We start from the raw sequence: 20,060 nt of genomic DNA, 5'->3' as shown, positions 1-20,060 counted from the left end.
CTCCCAGCAGAGAGGAAACCGGTCGTGGCACCGGCACCGGTCACCGACGCATGCTGGCTGTCCGATGAACCACAACCGTCCCGGAACGGGCCCCCTCACCGTCACCGTCACCATCCTTGTCTTCCCGGGCGTCCGACTGCTCGATGTGACCGGCCCGATCGAGGTGTTCACCTCGGCCAACGAGTTCGGCGGGCGCTACCGGGTGCAGATCGCGTCCGAGAACGGCGCCGGGGTGATCACCTCCGCCGGGACCCGCATCGGCGCCGACCTCGCCGTGGGCGACGTGCGTGAACCGTACGACGTCCTCGTGGTCCCGGGCGGTCCGGAATGGGAGACGGCGATCAAGGACGACGCGCTCCTGGATGCCGTGCGGCGACTGCACGGCATGGCGCGTTGTACGGCGTCGGTGTGCACCGGCGCCTTCCTGCTGGCCTCGGCCGGACTCCTGCGAGGGCGTCGGGCCGTGACGCACTGGCGGCAGTCCCGGCAACTGGCCGTACGTTTCCCGTCCGTGCGGGTCCAACCGGACGCGATCTTCGTGCGGGACGGGCCGATGATGACCTCGGCGGGTGTCTCGGCCGGTATCGATCTCTCCTTGGCGCTCGTCGAGGAGCATTTCGGTGCGGAGGTCGCCCGGGCGGTCGCCAAGGACATGGTCGTCTTCATGCAACGGCCGGGAGGGCAGTCGCAGTTCAGCGTCCGCTCCCAACTCCCGCACTCCCGCCTGGAGTTGCTCCGACGAGTGCTGGACGCGGTCACCGCGAACCCCGGCGCCGAGCACACGCTGGCCGCCATGTCCCGCCGGGCGGGCGTCAGCGTCCGCCATATGAGCCGGCTCTTCGACGAAGAGGTGGGGACGACCCCGGCCCGGTATGTGGAGCGGGTCCGGCTGGAGGCCGCCCAGGTGCTGCTGGAGACCGGCGACGACGCCCTGCCGGTGGTGGCGCGGCGCACCGGGTTCGGCTCAGCCGAGTCGCTACGGAGGTCATTCGTACGGCACTTGGGGGTGACGCCGGGTGCGTTCCGGGCGGGCTTCCGGACGACCGGCACGGGCGCGCACCCGGACTCGGACTCCGACTCGGACACGACTATCGCGAGCACAGAACAGGACAGGCAGGCATGACCCCGAACGACCGACTCCAACTCGACTGCTTCCAGCCGGAACTCGTCGTCATCCCCTGCGGCAGCCGCAAACTGGACCGGCCCGCACGCGCCGCCGACCTGTACACCGGCTCGTACCACCGCGCGTGCCGCAAGGCCGCCGACGCGCTACGCCCCGACCGGCTGCTGATCCTCTCCGCACGGTACGGCCTGCTCGACCTCGACGACGTGGTCGAGCCGTACGACACCCCGCACGGCGCGACGGACGCCGTGACGTCCCAACTCATCCTGGACCAGGCGACGTTTCGTGGCATCATCCTCCTCGACCCGGTCGTAGCCCTCGGCGGCGCCCGGCACGTCGGCCTCGTCCACTCCGTCTGGCCGCACGCCCTCACCCCGCTGGCCGGAACCCGAGGCATGGGTGAGCAGATGGCCCGCCTCGCGGTACTGCGCAACGGCATTGTCAACTAGCCGGGCTGCGTATGGGAGTTGCTCAGTTCCCGCGTCGCCGACCGCGCAGTCCTGGTGGCGGCGACGTGGCGCAGGGAGCCGCCCGCCACCACGATCCAGGCCAGGACGAGCAGCGCGTAGAACACGACGGCCGGCCACACGAACAGCACCGAACCGGTGCGCCCCGCAAGGGAGTTGGTGGCGGTCACGAGTGCGCCGAACGGGAAGATGAACGACCACCAGGTGGGCGCGAACGGCAGCCCGGCGCGGATCGTCCGGGCGGTCAGGGCGGTGGCGAGTGCCAGCCACAGCAGGGCGAAGCCCCACACCAGGATTCCGCCCAGCAGCGCGAGGGCCTCGGCGCCCCGGGCGTAGAGCGCGGGCAGTGTGCTCGGTGCCGCCGTGGCCAGCGCGCCGAGTGCCGTCACCGCCTGGCCCAGGGCGCCGAGGCCGATCCAGACCGTGGGCACCATGGCGCCGGCGGGTGCGTCGTGGTGCACGAGGCGGCCGTAGAGGATGGCCAGGACCAGTAGCGCTGCGACGAGGCCCAGGCCGAGCATCGCGTAGCAGGCGAGGAGCAGGGCGAGTCGGAGTTGACCGGCCGGGGTGTAAGGGACGAGCAGGGCGCCGGTCGCGGCGGAGACCATCGGGGGCACGATCGGCATCAGCCAGCCGCCGAACGCCGCGTCCGGCGCGAAGCGGTGCCGGGTGACCATCAGGTACGGGACCGTGCAGGCGGTGGCGAGGCCGAGTGCGGTGCCGAGCGACCACAGCACCCGGTCCACGTCCAGCGCCGCGTCGAACCCGATCACCCGCCGGCCGAGCAGCAGCGCCCCGGCGCCGACCGTGAGCAGTGCCATCGGCGGTGCGCCGAAGAACTGCGCCACGACCGGATCCCCCGCGTGCGACCGCAGCCCCCGGCCCCGGAGGTACCCGACGGCCAGCAGGACCAGCAGCAGTACGGCGCCCACCCAGACGACCGTGGCCGCGGTCCGCAACCCGGGCAGGCTCCGCGGAAGGGTGACCGCCGCGTTGGCGACGATGCCGGTGCCCATCACGGCCGCGAACCAACTGGGGCTGAGGGGTGGGCGGGTTGCGCCGGGGGCCGTGGGCGAGGGTGTGGAGCGGATCATGGGCCCAACGTAGGTCGGGGTGGGGGCGGTGTTGTCGGTCGTGTCCTGATGCGAGGGAGGCCTGGCCCATATCGAGGGGACGGCCGGGTTCGCGGGCCGAGTCGGCGTCTCCCGGTCCGGTGCGTCCCTACCGCGTGAACCGATCAGTCCCGGGTAGGAAACCGGCTCGGGCACGACCGGACGAACGGTCGCGCCTTGCACGAACGAAGGGACGGTTGGGACATGGCGTTGGAGCAGGTCGCCGAGGACGCGGTGGACGCGCTCGTCGTGAATGACGGGCGGGTGCTGCTGGTGGATGTGCAGGGTGGCTGGAGTCTGCCGTCCGGTGTTCCCGAGGAGGCCGAGACGGCGCAGGCCACTGCCGCGCGGGCGGTGTACGAACTCACCGGTTTCCTCGTGGACGGCACCAGCCTTCTGGAGTCCGAGTCCGGAGGCGGGCCGGCCGTGGTGTGCCAACTGCTCAGCGACGACCCGTCGGGAGAGGCTCAGCTCACCGCGGGGCAGGTGCGTTGGGCGCCGTTCGCCGATGCCATCTCCGCCGGGGTGCCGGCGCCCGTGCGTACCTATCTGGAGGGCCATACGCCGGTGTAGGAAATGCCGGGTCCCGTGCGTGGTACCACTGGTACCGTGGACGTCATGCCGAACACGCCGAAAGCCATGAACCTCCGCTTCCGAGACCCCCGGCAGCACGCGGCCATCGAGGCAGCCGCCAAGCAGGCCGGGGTCAGCCTGCAGGAGTACATCCTCTCGGCCGCCTACGCGCGCGCTACGGCCGTCGAGGAGCGGTTCCTTGAGGGCTTCAAGGAGTCGATGGCGCGCAGCGGCGCGGCGTTCGCGGCCGAGCCCGGCAGCGCCGATCCCAGCGCGGAGCAGCGGGCGGCCGAGGCGGACGCCCTTCGGGAACTTGAGCGCCGGGAGCAGGGGCACGCCGCGTGACCCAGCCCGAACCACCGCACGCGCTCGACATCACGTTCCTGCTGCACGCCGCCGAACTCCTCGACCGCGATCCCCAGGTCGACGACTACGGCCCGCTCTACGCCGCTGCCGCCCGGGTCGACGCCCGCGCGATGGAGCGCGACATCTACGGTTCCCTGCACCTCAAGGCGGCCGCGCTGTTGCAGACCCTGGCGAAGCTGCCGTGCCTGGAGCACTCCAACGAGGCCTTCGCCTGGCACGCCACCGAGGCCTACCTGATACTCAACGAGCGTCGCCTCGACTACCCGCCCAAGGCGGCCGTGGCACTCGTCCGCGACGCCGCCTCCGGGGAACTGGGCCTCCCCCGGATCGCTCGCCAGTTGCGCGACTGGACCACCGCCTGAGCACACGAGCCTTCGGTTCTCAGTCCGTCGCCTTCCGGATGCGCGCGAGCAGGGTCCGTAGCTGCGCCCGGTCCTCCGCGTCCAGCTCGGCCGTCGCCTCCGCGAGCGCGAGGCCGTCGATCTCCTCCGCCTCTCGGTGGCACTCCCGGCCCTTGTCGGTGAGGCGCAGCAGGAACGCGCGTCGGTCGTGCGGATGGCGTACGCGCTCCACCAGACCGTCGCGTTCCAGGCTGTCCACGATGCTGGTCGTGGTCCGTGCCGCGACGCCGGTCATCTCGCTCAAGTCCCTCATGCGGAGGGGCTGTTCGGCGTGCGCGAGCATCCGCAGGGCGCGCAGTCGCGCGACCGAGGCCCCGTTGGCGCGCAGCCGGGTCTCGACGAACTGGCGCAGCTGGTGCGTCGTCTCGTAGAGCTCGTCGACCAGGATGTCGCTGCTGCCGTGCACTGCCATGGCGTTCCCCGTTCCGTGGTGAGGGCCGATTGTACGAGCCCCGGGCGGCTGCAATGAGCACTCACATAGTGAGTATGCTCAGCATGTGCTGCCGTTCCGACGCCCTCCCGTCCCCCTCGCCCCTCCCCGCCACCCACGAGACTCACGAGACTCACGAGACCCGCGAGTTGTCCAACGCCTCCGTCGCCTCCGCGATCTCCGCCCCGGCCAGCGTCTCGTCGTCCCCGTCATGTGCGTCTGCGTGACGTTCATAGCCATCGTCGACGGAGCGATCACGACCGTCGCGCTCCCGTCGATCGCGCGCCAGTTCCAGCTGACGACGGCCGCCCTGGACGGGGTGGTCGTGGTCTATCCGGTCTGCCTGGCCATGGCCATCCCCGCCTCCGCCTGGCTGGTCGAACGGTTCGGCGCCAAGCGGGTGTTGCTCACCGCCCTCGGCGCCTTCCTCGTCTCGTCGCTGCTGTGCGGCGCGGCGGCCGACCTCGGTCAGCTCATCGCCTCCCGCGCGGTGCAGGGCATGTCCGCCGGAGTGCTCTTCCCGGCCGCGTCCTCGCTGCTCTACAGCACCTTCAACTCCTGGGAGCAGGTGCGGATTTCGCGGTACATGATCATCCCGCAGCAGATAGCCCCGGCCGTCGCGCCGATGCTCGGCGGCCTGCTGGTGGACAATCTGTCGTGGCGTTGGGTGTTCTACGTCAACCTCCCGCTGGGCCTGCCCGCCGTGGTGTTCGGGGCGTTGTTCCTCGCCGAGCACCGTGGGCACCGGCCCGGCCGATTCGACCTCACGGGGCTGCTGTTGAGCGCGGCGGCTCTGGGCGGCGTGATGTTCGGCGTCTGCGAGGGGCCCAACCGCGGCTGGTCCTCCCCCTCCGTCGTCACCGCCCTCGTCGTGGGCGCGGTCCTGCTCACCGCGGCCGTCGTCTTCGAACTGCGGGTCTCCGAGCCGCTGTTGAAGCTCCGGCTCTTCGCGGACCGGCTCTTCCGGGACACGAACCTGATCAATCTGGTGGGCCTGGTGCCGATCCTCGGCGCGATGTATCTCGGCCCGCTCTTCCTCCAGCAGGGGCAGGGCCGTTCCGCGCTGGAGTCCGGCACGAGCACCTTCCCCGAGGCCTTCGGCGTGCTGCTGACCGTGCAGATCGCCGGGATCCTCTACTCCAGGGTCGGCCCCCGGATCATCATCGGCTCGGGCCTGGCCATGGTGAGCGCGGTCCTGGTGCTCCTCTCCACCTGCGACCAGGACACCGGCCTGTGGACGTTCCGCGGCTACATGTTCCTGCTGGGCATCGGCATGGGCGGCGTCTTCATGCCGACCACGGTGGCCTCGCTGGCGACGCTCTCCCGCAAGGACCTGTCCCAGGCGTCCACGCTCAACACGGTCGTACGGCAGACCGGCGGAGCCTTCGCACCGGCGGCGGTGACCACGGCCCTGGTCCTGAGCACCCCCACGGGAGCCGCCGCGAACCCGCCCGTCTCCGCTTACCAGCATGCCTACTTGACCCTGGCCGCCCTCGCCGCGGTGACCGCCGTCTTCGCCTTCACGATCCCCGACGGCCCGGCCCGCGCCGCCGCGCGCGGCACCACCGCGTCGGGCGGCGGGAAGGCTCCGGCCCGGCTACGACACCGGCACGAGGAGGCGCACTGAAGTCCGCTCCGTCACGACGCTCAGGGGCCATCGACGCCCAGGCTGTCGCCGACTCTCAGAGCATCACCGGTTTCTCAGGGCATCACCGGTGAAACCGAGCAGGAATCCCTGGAGTTGAGCACGGCGGTCGTGCACCCGGCGAGCTTCTTGTACCCCTGCGACACCGCCGTCGCATGCTCCGCGGGCACCGGGCCGCGGACCTCCTGCCGAAGGGCGGTGCGACTCCGCCCTCCCCGTACAACGCGCACGACGCCCTGTACGCCGCCGCGTACCTGTGTGACTCCGGCGCCCGCAACGGCAAGGACGTCCCCGGTGCGATCAAGCGCTCGCGCACGCTCTCGATCAGGCCAGGCTCAGGCACCGGACTATCGAGCAACGGGAAGGTAAGGCCGGGGACCAGGACTTACGCGATCCGCATCGGGACGCCGAGCCGGTCCAGCCTCGTCGGGATGGTCCGGATGGGGGCGAGCTCACCGCCGGTCAGATTCCGGTGTTGACGTCGAGGTACTTGATGTCCAGAAGCACCAGGTCGGGGCCCGCGAGGAGTTCGCCGGTGCGCGGGCGCCGAGCAAGCCGGAGGTGTCAAGGGCGGTGTGCAGGCCGGCCTCGTTGCAGCGGCGCAGGACTTCCGCGGTGAAAACGGGCTGGAGCAGTGGGGCGAGGTGAGGTTCACGCCACCGTCTGGTACGACGGCTACCGGGCCCTGATCGACGCGCGGTGCAGGGGGCTCCAGAAGGGGTGACCCGCGGGCGTACGTGACGTCGGCATGTCGATGCAGCCGAAAGAAATCAGCGGCCGAGGCCGTCACGAGAGGGCCGTGGCTGCCGTGCCGTCACCCTCGTCCGTGTCCTGGCTGTCGCGCCAGTGGTCGACCTCGAAAGTGACCTCGGAGCCACGGGCCTGTCCGTCGTCGCGGTGGAGTCCGGATGCGATGGAGATGGTGAAGCCGCCGGGGTCGGTGTTCGAGCCGCGGTCCCTCAGAAGGTCGGCGATGCGGGCGCGCAGTTCGTCGCGGACCCTGGTGGCCATCGCCGCGGTGAGTTCGCGGTCCCGGTGCGGCGCACGGCCGTCACCGTGGCCGGTGAGCCGTACCGTCGGGAGCGGAAGGCCGTGAGACTGGTTCCAGAGGCCGGTCCGCACGAGGTGTTCGGCCAGGTGATCGAGCTTGTACCCGCCGCTGTCCGCCATGGTGTGGGGGGCGTCGAACGAGATGAACCGGTGCTCGGGCGCGGACACGGCGTGGCCGTGGAGGACGACCAGGGTGAGGGGGTTCGCCTCGGCCGAGAGGTGGTCCGACAGCAGTTCCGCGTGGGTCTCGTGCATCGACTCACCGGGGCGTCTGCTGTACGAGCGGAAGTACCACTGGGCCTTGCCGTCGATCATGCGAGCCGTACGCAGCATCACCGTGGCGGCCTGCCGGGTGACGCGCTCCTGCTCCTCCACGGGCAGGCCGTTGTCGCGGGCCTCCTTCGCCGCGACCAGCAGGTCGGCGAGCCGGGCCCTGGTCTTCAGCATCTCCCGGTGTTCCGGGGACGCCTCCACTTGTTCCGCGTACCGCACGCGCTGGTTCAACGAGTGGGCCAGCGTGCGCAGTTCGGCGGCGGAGCTGCGCAGGTTCCGCTCGACCGCCTCATGCATCTCGGCGCGGTTCCTGCTGACCCGGGCGTGGTTCTCCAGAGTGAGCTGGGACTGTCCGTCCTCACTGGCGAGCACGACGGACGCGAAATGGTAGCCGAAGTGCGACTCGTTGCTCGCGCCGGGCTTGGCGTAGTTGAACTCCAGGGTCGGCCTGCCCTCGGCGTCGGCCGCGCTGATCGACTGGACGAGGTAACCCTCGCCCACCTCGGCCCAGGCACCTTCGTTGATCCCGGTCCGCCGCGCCGCCTGCGCCAGTGCCTCACGGCGCGGATCGTCGACGTGTTCGTAGCTGAGCGCGCTGCCGTACTCCCTGCCGGGCATCGGCGCGCCGCCCTGTCCGCCGACGCCCCGGTTGTCCTGGGCTATCTGCGTGGCGGCCCAGACCGGGCCGGTGGCGGCGGGGTCGATCAGGCGGTCGGCGACATGGGACAGGGACTCGGCGAGGTGATGGGTACCCGTGACCTCGGCCGTGTCCAGGGCACTGACCTGTCCCGTGGCGACCGGCCGCTCCGGTGCCCGGAACACCACGTGCGAGGCCCTGACCTCGCCCGACACCATCTGTGCGAAGTCCCGGCAGGCCTCCTCCTCGGAGCGGCCGGAGCGGGTCAGGAACTCCGGGGTGACGCGCAACAGCGGCGGTGTGGGCAGTCCGTCCGCCCGGGTCAGAGAGAGGGAGACCTCGGGATCGGCGGTCAGCCGCACCTTGCTGCCGGCCGCGGCCAGCTTCACGTTGGCCTCGTCGACGGCCCGCTCGGTGGCGTAGGCGTGCTGGCTCAGCCCGCCGGCGTCGATGGCCAGCGAGTGGTCCCGCGACACCTGGATCGCGGGGAATTCCCCGGCGGGCACCGCGTGCAGTTCCTGGACGGGCAGGATCAGCGCGGGGGCGTGCTCGTCGGACGGGGCGACGGAGTGGAAGACGTCGAGGCGAGTGGCGGGCAACCGGTGGAAGAGCACGGTGCCCGCGTCGGGGACCCGGACCGAGTACTCCTGGGTGACCAGACGCTCGGCCCGCAGATGCGCGAAGTGGTCCGGGCCCGCCTCCGAGGTGGTCGGGAGCCAGCGCGGATCGCGGCCGGACAGCACGACCCGCTCCGCCGCCGCCGCACCCGTGCGGTGGGTCACCATGTTCAGGGTTCCGCCCGACGGCGTCCAGACGCGCCGCCCCGTCGCCAGGAAGACGGCCTCGGGCAAGCCGAGGGCGTCCGCCGGAAGGCCGCGCACGGCCAGCACGATGTCGGCGTTCGGCGGCCGGGTCGGGTCATCCTTCAGCACGACCGCGAAGTCCGCCGGATCGGTCAGCCGGACGGGGCCGCCCGGGGTCTGCAGCGTGATGTGGTCCCCCGTGACGCGGGCCATGACGACATAGGCCTCGGTCCACGGTGGCTCGCGCCGGAGCCGGTCCCCGCTGTCGAGGTGGACGTGGTACTGAGTGGGGTCGAACGTACGCCGCCCGGGGCCGGCCCAGTTACGGCCGTGCTCCATCTCGGTGTCCACGTGCCATACGCGGCTGAGCAGTTCGTAGACCCCTGCGCGGTCAAGGTCGGCGAACGGCGCGGCGGCCGGGGCACGGGCCGGCGCATCCGGCTCGGGGTCCACCGACAGCAGGACGTCACGGGCGGCGGCACCGGACAGCCCCGGCGCGACGACGGCCGGCTTCCCGTCCTCGGTGTACGGCAGGTCCCGCAGGACCGGTCCGGAGTCGGTCGTCTCGCCGATGGCCCGCACATACGCGTCCAGTACGTCGACGGTGTCGATGTCCGCCATGACGCCGGTCCGGTCGGCCTGCCGTTCGAGGCGGCGGAAGAGCGTCGTCGTGTCGTGGTAGCGGTCCGGCACGCCCGCGTAGTGCAGCAGTTCGTGGAGCGCCCGGGCGTCGTCCCGGATCCCCTCGTGGGTGCCCAGCGGGAAGGTGAACTGGTCCCACTCGCGGTCGGGCCGGTCGCTCAGGCTGATCTCGACGGCCTCGGGGTGGTCCGGCCGGTGCTCCACCTCCACGTCGATGTGCAGCTGATCGCCCGAACCGGGCAGTCGGCGCCCACCGTTGACGTGCGTGTCCAGCAGCGTCTGCAGCCGGTCCCGGTACGCGCCCAGCTCACCGCGCCCGAAGCCCGCGCCGAACCGCACCGGAAGATGCAGGGCGACGTTGCGCACCCAGCGTCCGTCGTCCGCCTGGATCCGGGCGACCGCGGCACGGACGACGACATCCCGCCCCGCGAGCAGCCCGGGCGCGGGACGGCCGGTCGCCGGGTCGCGGGCGGGGTCGTAGTGTTCGGTGCGCAGCACGGCCCACGCTGCTTGATCGCGGCGGTCACGCCATTGGGCGGGGCGGATGGGTGGTTGTCCGTCGGAGGTGGAGGGCCCCTCCTCGCGTACGACGGACCGCGCGTCGCCGACCCGGGGCCGATCCGGGCGATGCGCCGACTGCCCGCCGGGTACGGACGGCTCCCGCACCGGGCCCGGCGGATGGGTGACCGTGATGACCGCGCGGCGGCGGGCCTCCGGGGTGTCGTGGACGAGGTCCGTGCCGTCGGGCAGGTCCGAGCCACGGGACTCGGCCGCGATCGTGAACGCGTCCGATGTCAAGGAGGAACCCAGTTCCCGCAGCTGCGCGTCGAGGCGCCCGGCGAAGACCTCACGCACGGCCTCGGCACGCTCGGCGCCGATCCGGACCGCCCTGCCGAAGTGCGGCTGGCCCGCTACGGACGCGGTGCCGTGTCCGGTGACCAGCACGTCCGGCAGGGCGAGTTGGGCTTGCGCGCGCTGTACCGCGTCGTGTGCCACCTCGGCAGCCAGTGTGTCGACATGGGCGGTCTCGTCGGGGCCCAGCGTGGTGGCGTCCTCGGTGGCGAAGGCCATGCTGCGGGTGAGCGCCGGGGCGGGGGTGGGGGCATGGTGCTCGATGCGTACGGTGTCCGCGGCCGTCGCGGCCGTTTCGGCGGCCGTGCCCGATGTCTCCCTCGTGTCGGGCGTCTGCGTCGCCTGCGCCGTCCGCCTCGTCTCCGTCGGCCCGGGCGTATCCGCCTGGCGGGAGTCGGTCCGGGGTGCGCGCGGGGCGACCTCGTCGGTACCGGAGTCGTGGCGGCGGGTGCCCGGCGGACGGGAGCCGGACGGTCCGGGGCGGGGAGCGGCGGCGGGCCGGCGGACCGAGCCGCCAAGTGACCCCTCCACGGACCCGCGAGCCGACCCGTGGACGGACGGCGCGGCAGGTTCGGGGGACGTGGACCAGTGGAAGACGTGGCCGTCGACGGTGCGGGGGACGCCGTAGGGGCCCTCGTCGTCGTGGCCGCGGATCGTGAGCCGGACGGGCTGGCGCATCAGGGAGGCCGGGCCGGTGACCTTTGCCTTGCCGGGTTCCGTGGCCGTTCTGCCGGGCGGGAGCGCCGGGTCGGGCGTGGGTCTGCCGGGCGTGCCGGGTGCGCGGGTGACCGGGCGGGCGGAGTCGTGGGTCTCGTCGCGGGTGACGCGTCCGGTGCTCAGGGGGAGGGCGACGGTCGGGTCGTCGGTGAGGACCGTGAAGTCGAGCGGCGAGATGTTCCAGTTGTACGTGCCGTTGGCTGACGTGCCGGACTCGCCCTTGACGGCGACGGTGAGTTCGTCCTCGGCCGCGTCACGGCGGCCCAGTTCCTCGGCGGGTCCGGTGGCCTCCATCGACAGGGCGACCGAGGTGCCGGGCACCCGGTACACACTGTCCGGGGCGTTGAGTTGGTGGAACAGGGCGGGCAGCGACTGCCCGGAGAACATCTGGCGGACCGCGAACTGCCGCTCCAGGGTGAGGCGTTGCTCCTGGCTCAGGTCGTGGCCGCGGCCCAGTCGGGGATCGGCCGTGAAGGTGTCGAGGAAGCGGGACGCCGTGTCCGTCAGGTGCTCGGGCAGAGTCGATCGCGCCGCCCAGCCGGCCAGGTCGGTGCCCTGGGACAGTGCCCACGAGGAGTACGCGCCGGCCTGGCCGAGCAGCCCGTCGCCCCAGGGGCGCGGAGTCGCCTGGACCTGGACGGCGGTGTCGTACAGGTCCTTGGTGCGGTCGAAGCCGACGAGGTCGTGCGCCCCGTGCAGGGCGGTCTGCCACGCGGTGCGCTCGGCATGCCGTACGACGGCCAGCCGGGCCAGTTCGATGGCGAACGGGTGGGCGGCCGAGGGCGCGGGGTGGGCGAAGTCGTCCAGCACCTGAGGGTGAGGGTGGGGCGCGGCCGTCGCGCTCTCGGTGAGGGACTCGGGCACCCACGCGGAGGCCGGGGACGCCTCGACGGGCGCCGGGCGCTTCGCCAGACGCATGAAGCGGCCGGTCTCCGTGCGTTGCGTGACCGTCACCTCGAAGCCCATGTTCGTGGTGAAACGGTCGTTCACGTCGCCGAATCCGGACGTCTTGTGCCCGACGCTCGTGGTCACGCCGGATTCGGCGCTGCTCCCCCGGCCGCCTTCGAAGGCTGCCCCGGGTGCCAGGGTGGCCGAGTTCAGGTGGGCCACCGGTGGCCGCACCGAGGCACGCAGGTTGCCGTCGGCCCCCGCGGACCACTTGCTGCCGGCCTTGCCCTTCACGGTGTGGGCGGCGTTGACCTCACGGGTCAGCGGACGGTCCGAACGGGCGCCGTCGTCACGCCAGTTGTCCGTCGTCGCGCGCACCAGTACCTCGGTGACGACCCGGCCGGCACGGGTCACCTGGACGTGCCGGTCCAGGACGCCGGGGCCGGCCAGCTCGTCGTAGCGGCTCGCGAGGCTGTCGGGAGAGTACGCGTCGGCGAAGGGCAGCGCGGCGACGGGGACGGGGTCGGTGTTGGATCCGCGCAACTGCTGGTCGATCTCACTCAACACGGCGTCCGTGTCGGGGATGTCGACCAGGGCACCGCCCGAGATCCCCCGCTCCAGCAGGGTGGCCCGGCGGTCCCCAGGAGTCGTGGGGCCCACCGTCTCCGGCGAGGCGTGCAACCGTGCCACGTCCTCGTCGGACAGCAGCACGAACACGTCGTGGTCGCGGCGGACGCGGGGGCCGACGTGCGACGACCCGGCCCCGTCGGTGACGCGACCGGCGATGCTCACCTCGGCCGAGGCCTGGTAGACGTGCCACGTGTCCGTGCGGCTGACCTTGCGGACGGTGCTTGTCTCCTGCTTGAAGGTGTCGGCACCGTCCCACTGGCCGCCGAGCTTGCCCTTGCCGCCGCCGCGTATCTGGTAGCCGGTGGTCAGCTGGCCGGTCGCGGTCTCGGGGAACAGGCCGAAGTCGGGGCCGAGGTTGCCCTTGGCGGACCAGGACGTCTGGTCGGCGAGGGTGGTGGCGCCGCTCGCCTTCAGCTCCAGGGTGAGCGTGCCCTCCCCGGACAGGGTCTCCTGGTAGGTGAGTTCGGTCAGCCGGGTGCGCATCGACAGGCCGACGGCGTCGGGGGCACGCCCCTCGCCCACGTGCCGGTCGAGGGTGTTGGCCCAGCCCGACTGCGACGCGGAGACCAGTCCGGGCAGCTCCGCCCGCCCGGCCAACGCGTCCACGGCTTCGTCGAGTTCGGGGACGCGCGGCGGTTCGCTGTCGGCGGTCTCACGGGTCTCGTACGCGCGCCCGAGGGCCATCTGTGCCTGCCGTCTGAACCCGGCCTCGTCCGTGACGTGCGTGACCGCGTGCAGCTGCGGCAGCCGACCGGGCCCCAGGTAGCGGGGCGCCGTCGCGGAGATCTCCGGCCGCCGCACCTCGACCCGCAGCGGGCTGTCGTTCAGGGGCCGCACCTCGGGTAGCGCGCCGGTGTCATGGGCGGACAGCGTGCCCGGCGGGTCGCCCTGCCGGTGCGGGCCGGCCTTGACGCTGTACGTCACCGGGTAACTGAACGCGTCGGCCTGCCCCTTGTGCTGGAACTCGCGTTTGACCTGCGTCTCGCTGGACGCGACCGTCTGCCGGGACGGCGCGTACGAGCCGTCGACACCGGCGTTGACGAACGCCCGCACGGTGTCCGGCGGGTTCATCGCCCTGCGTACGTTGCCGCCGACGCTGAGGGTGTGCTTGCTGCCCTGGGTGACGGCCTTGTCGGAGGCGTGCCCTCGGGTCACCGTGCTCTTCGCCGTCGACGCGACACCCCCGTCGTGGCTGCCGGTCCCGGTGTTGGCCCTGATCACGACCTCGTACGTACGTCCTGGCAGCCCCGGCAGATGGGAGACGTCCAGGGTGATCCGGAACGTGCCGTCGAGGAGTTGTCCGCCGTCGGCGCGCAGGCCGGACCGCGAGACACGCTCTCGCAACAGGCGCTGGTTCTCCATGGCCTGGGGCGTGACACGGCCTTCCCCACCGCCGGGCGGCGGAAGGATGCCGGGGGCCAGCGCGCGCAACTGGTCGGTGATGTGCCGCTCCAGCTCCACCGAGCCGGGGACATCGACGAAGGCGGTGCGCTGCGCGGTCAGCGGCTCGCGCAGGTTCCCGGGGACGGGACGGGTGCCCGGTGCCTCGGTGTCGTGCGGGGCGCCGGTGGCCGCGGTCATGGCCGGGTGCGGGCGGACGCGGATGACCTCGCCGGTCCGCGCGGGGGCCGGGTTCTCCTCGTCGCCCCGCGCCCTGTCGTGCTCGGGCTCCGGCTCCTGCCGTACCGCGTGCAGACCGTCCGCGCCCGGAGACAGGTGCGCGCGCAGGACCTCCACGCGGAACCGCACCGCGGTTCTGACCAGGTCACCCGTGCCCGCGTGTTCCAGGCTGTGCTCCAGCGAGAAAGTCTGCTTGCCCTTCTCCTGGTGCGCCTGGCTGTGGGCGTAGGAGTAGCCGCCGGTGACCGCCAGCCAGGTCGACTCCTCGGTCGTCGTGCTCTCCCACAGTCGGCGCGCCCCTCCCCCGTTCAGTCCGAGGCCCCAGGTGGAGGTGTCGGTCCGGCCGGTGGCGTGCTCGCCCTTCTCCTTGCTGGTGAAGGTGTCCTTGTCGGAGACCGTGCCCTCGTGGACGGACGTCTGGGGCTCCATGGTGAGACGGAGCCAGGCATGGCCGCCGTCGGAGAGATCCAGCTGCTTGGAGGTCAGGCCCCAGCCGGTGGCGTGCTCGAAGCCGTCCATGACGTTCTTCGGGGACAGGAAGTCGAGGATGTCGTTGTGGGCGGTGCCGTCAGGGCGCCGCTCGCGCGGGAGGTGGCGGAAGACGTCGGCATGGAGGTCGTTCAGACCGGTGACGTCGAGCGGACGGCCCTCCGGGTGCCTCGTGCCGCCGTTGTCCCAGCCGTGCGACGGGGCGGCCTGTGGGTGGGCCGGATCCGTCTCCGGGCGGCCGATCTCCGCCGTCACCTCGCCGTGGAGGGGATCACCACTCCGTTGACCGGCCAGCGGCCGGCCGTCGGGCCCGATGACCTCCGCCTCGTAGCGGAAGCGCGAGACGTAGGTTTCGGTGGGCCCGGTGAGCGCGGTCTTCACACCCGTCTCGGAACTGGCCTTCACCGAGGTGTCGGCCGCGTGTGTGGCGCCGCCGGCCTTCACCGAGGGGGTCACCAGGGCCAGTTGGTCACTGTGGCCCGCGATCGGGCGGATCACGGTGGGGGCCAGGTCGAGTCCCGTCTCGGTCGTGGTGAGGGAGGTCTTCTGCGGTTCCGGCTGGTGCTTGGCCTCGGCGGTCCGCTCGAACCCCTTCCCGCCGCTCCCCTGACCCGCCGTCCCCTCTTCCTTCCGGACCCATTCCTCCGGCCGGGCCCTGAGCACCACGTCGTGCAGGGCACCGCCCACCCGGATCTGGAAACGCCGGCCGCCGTTGACCATCGGGTCGTGCTGGGTACGGAAGTCGGCCGGGTCGAACTCCGCGTCCAGCGTCTGCACGACCAAGCGGTCGGTACGGTGCGCGGCGGGCAGCATCTCCAGCACCCGCGCCCGCAGTTCCTCAGGTCCTGGCGCGTCGGTGATGGTGATCCCGGCCAGCGACCGCTGATACCGGCCGCCCAGCGAGGGCGGCACCGGAGCCGGCGGATCATGATCCACGGGTGCGGGTTCGGATGGGGGCGGGTCACCGGCCCGGGCGGTGTCGCCACCCGGCGGGGGCGGCGTCTGGGGGTCGCCTTCGGGCTCTACGACCATCGGCGCGGCCTCGGCGACGGCGTCCTTGACGACGTCTCCGGGAGCGGACCGGGGTTCCACGACCGGCACCTCGGGGTCTCCGGGCTCCACGACGGTCGACGGCTCGAACTCCTTCGGCACCGCGACGGGCGACTCGGCCCGAGCGAGGGGTGACTCGGCGCGCACGATCGGCGAGTCGGCCTGGGCGAGGGGTGGTTCGGCACGCACGAACGACAAGTCGGTCTGGGCGAGGGGTGGTTCGGTCTGGCGCGGCCGTGACTCGGCATTGGCGAGCGGGGGTTCGGCGAGATGGACCGGTGACTCGTCGTGGACAGCGGGCGATTCGGCTCGGTGGACCACTGACTCGTCACGGACGAGGGGCGATTCGGGGCGACGAACCAGTGACTCGTCTCGCGAGAGGGGCGATTCGCCATGTCGGACCGGCGACTCGCGCCGCGCGAGGGGGGATTCGGACCGTCGGACGGCCAACTCGTCATCCACAAGGGGGCGTTCGGCTCGCCGGAGCGTCGACCCGCCTCGGGTAAGAGGTTGTTCGACCTCGTGTACCCGTGACTCACCTCTGACGGAAGGCTGCTCATCGTGGGTGGTCGTCGGCTCCGACTCAGTGAGGCGTGGTTCGCGGGTGATCGGTGTCGTGGAGTCGGTCTCGGGTTGCGCGGAACGTCGTTCGGAGTGCGGCAGCGGCTCGGCGAGACGGCGTTCAACATCCCCGGGCTCGACAAGGTGCCGCTCCGCCTCGCGCGGTGACGCGACCGCTCCTCCACTCGACCGCGGCTTCGGTTCCGGTGCGGTGAGGCGGATCTCGGGTGTGGCGTGGACGAGTTCGACATCGTTCACGTCGGGACGGAAGCGGAGCAGGGGCTCGCCACCCACCTGGTGCGACTGCACGATCTTGGTGAAGATGCCCTTGCTGAAGGGGGTGGAGGGCTCCCAGTCCATGTGCGCGCCGTGCATGACGGCCATGTCGTTGGCCATCATCTCGCCGACCACTTCGTCGTACCGGCCGCCCTTCAGCCGCGTACCGCCCGGCGTGTTGATGTCGAAAACGTCGTGGTCGCCGGTGATCTCCTGCCACTCGCCTCGGCCGTCCCGACCGAACACCAGGCCGCCCTCGACCTTGAACCGGTCCTCGGCACGCAGCCGGTCCATGGTCGGGGCGAGCGTCTCGAACTCCTCGGTCCGTTGCGCGAAACGCGCCTCGAGACGGGACCATGTCGTCTCGTCGAGGTTCCCGCGCTCGGGTCTCACGGGCTGGAAGTACCCGATCAGTCCCCGGTGTTCGGCCTTGGCTCCGAGCAGGACGTCCAGCTCGTTGATCGACTTCGCCTTGATGTCCTTCGGCTTCGGGAGCTTCCCCTCCTCCAGCCACTTCACGGCCGTCGGGTTGGTCGGACGGACGTCGATCCTGAGATTGTGGGCGGCGGCGATCTGCTGGAACTTGCGGAAGTTGGCCGCGGGCATTCCGTAGCGCGACCGCGCCTCGGCCTCGGTCACATGGGTGGACGACAGATGGCGCAGTTCGGCGAAGCCGTCGGTGTCGGGGACAGCCGAGAGCGCGGGGTGTTCCGCGGACCGTTCCGCACGAGCCTGGGCTTGCGTGGAGGACTCCGCCGCCGCGGCGGGTGGAATGTTCGAAGTCCGGGCTCGCGGGGGGCGCGTCATCATGGCGGTGCCGTCGGAGTGTGCGCCGTTGGTGTCCGCCTGTGGGGCTTGCGGGGTGATCTCGTCGCCGGCCGGTCCGGCGTCCGCTTGGGTGCGGGTGTCGCGTCCCACGCCCCGGGGGTCGGACACCGGGTCCACCCACACATGACGGCGGTCGTGGCCCTCGACGGCGAGCCAGGCTCGCGCCCACTCCTCGTCGTGCGGGAGTTCCGCGGCCTGTGTGCGCCCCACCGTCGCCGGCTCCTCGATGTGCCGTGGGCCGGTGCCCTCGCCGAGGTCGCCGACCAGCGTGCCGATCAGACGCAGGTGGCGGTCCCGTAGCCCCGCCTGGCGCAGGCCCTCGGGCGCGTCGGCTCGGTAGTCGCCCTGGAGGCTGCCCTCGACGGCTGGGCGCTGCGGGGCGGTCTCGTCGCGGTACTCGTCACGGAGGCCTATCTGGTGGCCCAACTCATGGGCGAAGTCGACGGGTTGGGCGTCCGCCCACCACGACTGCTGGTCCATGGCCCGGTCACGGCCGACCAGGTCGACCGTCAGGTGCGGCTCCTCTCCCGGGTGTGCGGGCAACACGGTGACGTGCAGACGGTCGCCGTTGGGGAGGTGGTATCCGGGCTCGTTGAGGAACTGCCGGACTCCGTCGGCCATCCGGTTCCAGACGGCGTCGGTGTCGTGTTCCCCGCCCCCGTCCCGGAACGCCACCCTGACAGTCAGGTCGGCGACGCGCTCGCCCTGATAGGTGAACCGCCTGGCCTCGAAGGCGGACCGGACGACGAAGCGCGGCGTACGGTCGAGCGCCCTTCGGGGTGCCTCCCCCTGTCCGCCGCCGGGGTGGTGGCCGGGAGGTGGCGTGGGACCCGGGTCGGAGGTGGTGGTCACCCCGGCGAGCGCAGCGACGGACGTCGTGGTCTCCCGCGTGGCCGTGGCCGCCGAGGTGTCCGTCCTTACGTCCGTCGCGGCGTGCACCGTAAGGGAGTTCGGCGTGGCGACATGGGACTCGCCGGTGACGCTCCCAGGTACGGACGCCGTCTCCGTGGCGGTGGCCGTCGCACGCGAGGTCGTCCCGGTCTGCGTCGCCCCCGTAGAGGCGGTGGTGGGTTCAGTGGTCCCGGTGGCTTCCGGGCCGGTCTGCGTGCGGGTGGGCGTGGGCGGTGGGGTGCCGGTCTCGGTGCGGACGGCCGACGTCGACTCGGCTGTGCCCGGACCGGTGCCTCGGCCGGGTCCCGTGCTCACGGTGGACGGACGCCCGCTCTCGGTGGCGGTGCCCGAACTACCGCCTGTCGAGGGGCGGTTCGCGCTCGCGGCCGTGGTTCCGGTCCCGACGCCGCTGCCACTGCCTCCTGTGTCGACGCGGCCCGGCGCGGTGGCCGTCGTACCGGTGCGGACGGTGGCGGGATCCGTGGCGGTGGATGTCGTCGTACCCGGTGTGGTGCCCGGCGTGGAGGTGAGCGTGGTCGCGAAACCGGGCAGGCCGCCGTCGTGCGGGGCGGTGACGGGGGTGGACGTGTCCCCGGTCGCGCCGTGCACGGTGGTGGTGTCGGTATCGGCGGTGTGGGACACCATGTGCCCCAGCCCGCCGGTGCTCGTGGCCGACCTGGTCGCCATCCCGGAAGCCGTTCCGGTCCCGGTTCCGCCCCTGGTCCCGTTCAGCCCGCCCGTGTCCGCGGTCGCCGTGCTCTTCATCGTCGCCGGAAAGGCCCCGGGGTCCGTCAACTCCGCCTTCTCCGCCGACACCAGCCCCGGCAGGTCGAGCTTGATCGCGTCGGGCAGGTTCACATGGACGGGGTCCACCTGAACCGTGTCGTTCTTGCCGCCGAAACGTCGTTTGCCACCGCCGCCCAGGGCGCCCAGGAGACCGGCGGTGACGGACGAGCCGAACTCGTCCTCACCGCTGTGGTAGATCCCGTACATGATCCCGGCGGTGCCCAGGCCGGTGGCCGCGCCCAGGACGCCCTTGCCGAACAGCGAGTGCGCGAACTTCGGTGCGAAGACGCTGCCCGCGCCGAAGAAGATGCCGCCCATGGCACCGCCGATGGCGCCCGAGATCACGGCGGAGACGGTGTTGTCCGTGGACCACTCGGTGCGGTCGCCCTTGAGGAACTGGATGGTCTGGACGGCGGCGTCGAGGCCCACGTTGAGGGCGATGCCGGTCGCGATCGAGATGAGCAGGCGGCGGAGGATCATCTTGACGGCGACTCGGGCGCCGGTGACGGCCAGCGGGATGACCTCGGGCGCGAAGAAGGCCCACTCGGCGATCTGCGCGGCCAGCAGGATCAGCTGACCGAGGATCATGTACTTGGAGTACTCGACCTGGACGGCGGTGTGCTTGCCCAGCTTCCCCAACTGGCCCGCGGACTCCGCCATGTCCGGCAGGGTGGACTCCAGTTGCGCGACGAAGCCGCGGAACTCGTCCGCGACCTGGCCGCCCACGCTCTCCAGGACTCCGTTGCCGGACTGACCGATCTGCGCGCTGATGCCCTTGAGCTCCTGCGCGGCGTCGTTCCAGGCCTGGCCGAGGGCCTGCAGGTTGTCCTCGTTGCCCTTGGGCCAGGCCTGCCCGACCGCCAGCCGGGCGACCCAGGCCAGCTCGGGGGGCATGTCGACGCTCATGGGGTGCCGCGTTCCTCTGTCGTCGTGCTGTGGTCCGTCGTGGT

The 20,060-nt window shown here is 71.9% G+C and carries 9 protein-coding genes and 1 pseudogene; 6 read left to right on the top strand and 4 right to left on the bottom strand.

Annotated elements, in window-relative coordinates; all coding sequences use genetic code 11:
* The first annotated feature begins 64 nt into the window (after positions 1–64).
* Positions 65–1,123: a GlxA family transcriptional regulator gene (locus OG407_RS47470; RefSeq protein WP_405867414.1), complete on the top strand. Its 1,059-nt coding sequence runs from the start codon at positions 65–67 to the stop codon at positions 1,121–1,123.
* Positions 1,120–1,572 carry a DUF6884 domain-containing protein gene (locus OG407_RS47465; RefSeq protein ID WP_405867412.1) on the top strand — a complete coding sequence of 151 codons (453 nt, stop codon included), beginning with the start codon at positions 1,120–1,122 and terminating at the stop codon, positions 1,570–1,572. The genes OG407_RS47470 and OG407_RS47465 overlap by 4 nt, the downstream gene beginning before the upstream one ends.
* Here OG407_RS47465 and OG407_RS47460 read toward each other — a convergent pair.
* Entirely contained in the window at positions 1,569–2,684 is a 1,116-nt protein-coding gene (locus tag OG407_RS47460; protein WP_405867410.1) for a TDT family transporter, read from the bottom strand. The two genes, OG407_RS47465 and OG407_RS47460, sit on opposite strands and share 4 nt — an antisense overlap.
* Positions 2,685–2,906: 222 nt before the next feature.
* On the opposite strand from OG407_RS47460, the gene OG407_RS47455 reads away from it, so the two are divergent.
* From OG407_RS47455 to OG407_RS47445, 3 genes are read left to right on the top strand one after another with little or no spacing between them, the layout of a single operon-like run.
* The gene (locus OG407_RS47455; RefSeq protein ID WP_405867408.1) at positions 2,907–3,275 is read left to right on the top strand and encodes an NUDIX domain-containing protein; all 369 of its coding nucleotides are present in this window, start codon (positions 2,907–2,909) and stop codon (positions 3,273–3,275) included.
* Positions 3,276–3,320: 45 nt separating this feature from the next.
* Positions 3,321–3,620, top strand: coding sequence for a DUF1778 domain-containing protein (locus OG407_RS47450; protein ID WP_405867406.1), 300 nt, complete (start codon positions 3,321–3,323; stop codon positions 3,618–3,620).
* Positions 3,617–4,003, top strand: coding sequence for a fic family toxin-antitoxin system, toxin component (locus OG407_RS47445; RefSeq protein WP_405867404.1), 387 nt, complete (start codon positions 3,617–3,619; stop codon positions 4,001–4,003). Before OG407_RS47450 ends, OG407_RS47445 begins: the two co-directional genes overlap by 4 nt.
* 19 nt (positions 4,004–4,022) lie before the next feature.
* On the opposite strand, the gene OG407_RS47440 is transcribed toward OG407_RS47445, so the two are convergent.
* On the bottom strand, positions 4,023–4,454 hold the full coding sequence (locus OG407_RS47440; RefSeq protein WP_403589079.1) for a MarR family winged helix-turn-helix transcriptional regulator: 432 nt from the start codon (positions 4,452–4,454) through the stop codon (positions 4,023–4,025).
* A gap of 241 nt (positions 4,455–4,695) precedes the next feature.
* Between OG407_RS47440 and OG407_RS47435 the strand changes: the two genes are divergently transcribed.
* The gene (locus OG407_RS47435) at positions 4,696–6,099 is read left to right on the top strand and encodes a DHA2 family efflux MFS transporter permease subunit (RefSeq protein ID WP_405867401.1); all 1,404 of its coding nucleotides are present in this window, start codon (positions 4,696–4,698) and stop codon (positions 6,097–6,099) included.
* A gap of 307 nt (positions 6,100–6,406) precedes the next feature.
* On the opposite strand, the pseudogene OG407_RS47430 reads toward OG407_RS47435, so the two are convergent.
* Both OG407_RS47430 and OG407_RS47425 read right to left on the bottom strand, forming a co-directional pair.
* A pseudogene (locus OG407_RS47430) lies at positions 6,407–6,755 on the bottom strand (pyruvate formate-lyase 1-activating enzyme); the annotation flags it as partial.
* A 148-nt stretch (positions 6,756–6,903) separates the two neighbouring features.
* Positions 6,904–20,016 (bottom strand): hypothetical protein, encoded by a 13,113-nt coding sequence (locus tag OG407_RS47425; RefSeq protein ID WP_405867399.1) that lies wholly within the window; start codon positions 20,014–20,016, stop codon positions 6,904–6,906.
* Positions 20,017–20,060 lie beyond the last annotated feature (44 nt).

Origin of the sequence: Streptomyces sp. NBC_01515 (assembly GCF_045040345.1) — a bacterium.
Classification (GTDB): Bacteria; Actinomycetota; Actinomycetes; order Streptomycetales; family Streptomycetaceae; genus Streptomyces.
Note: the sequence above shows the minus strand (reverse complement) of the source record. Positions and strands in the feature narration are given on the sequence as shown.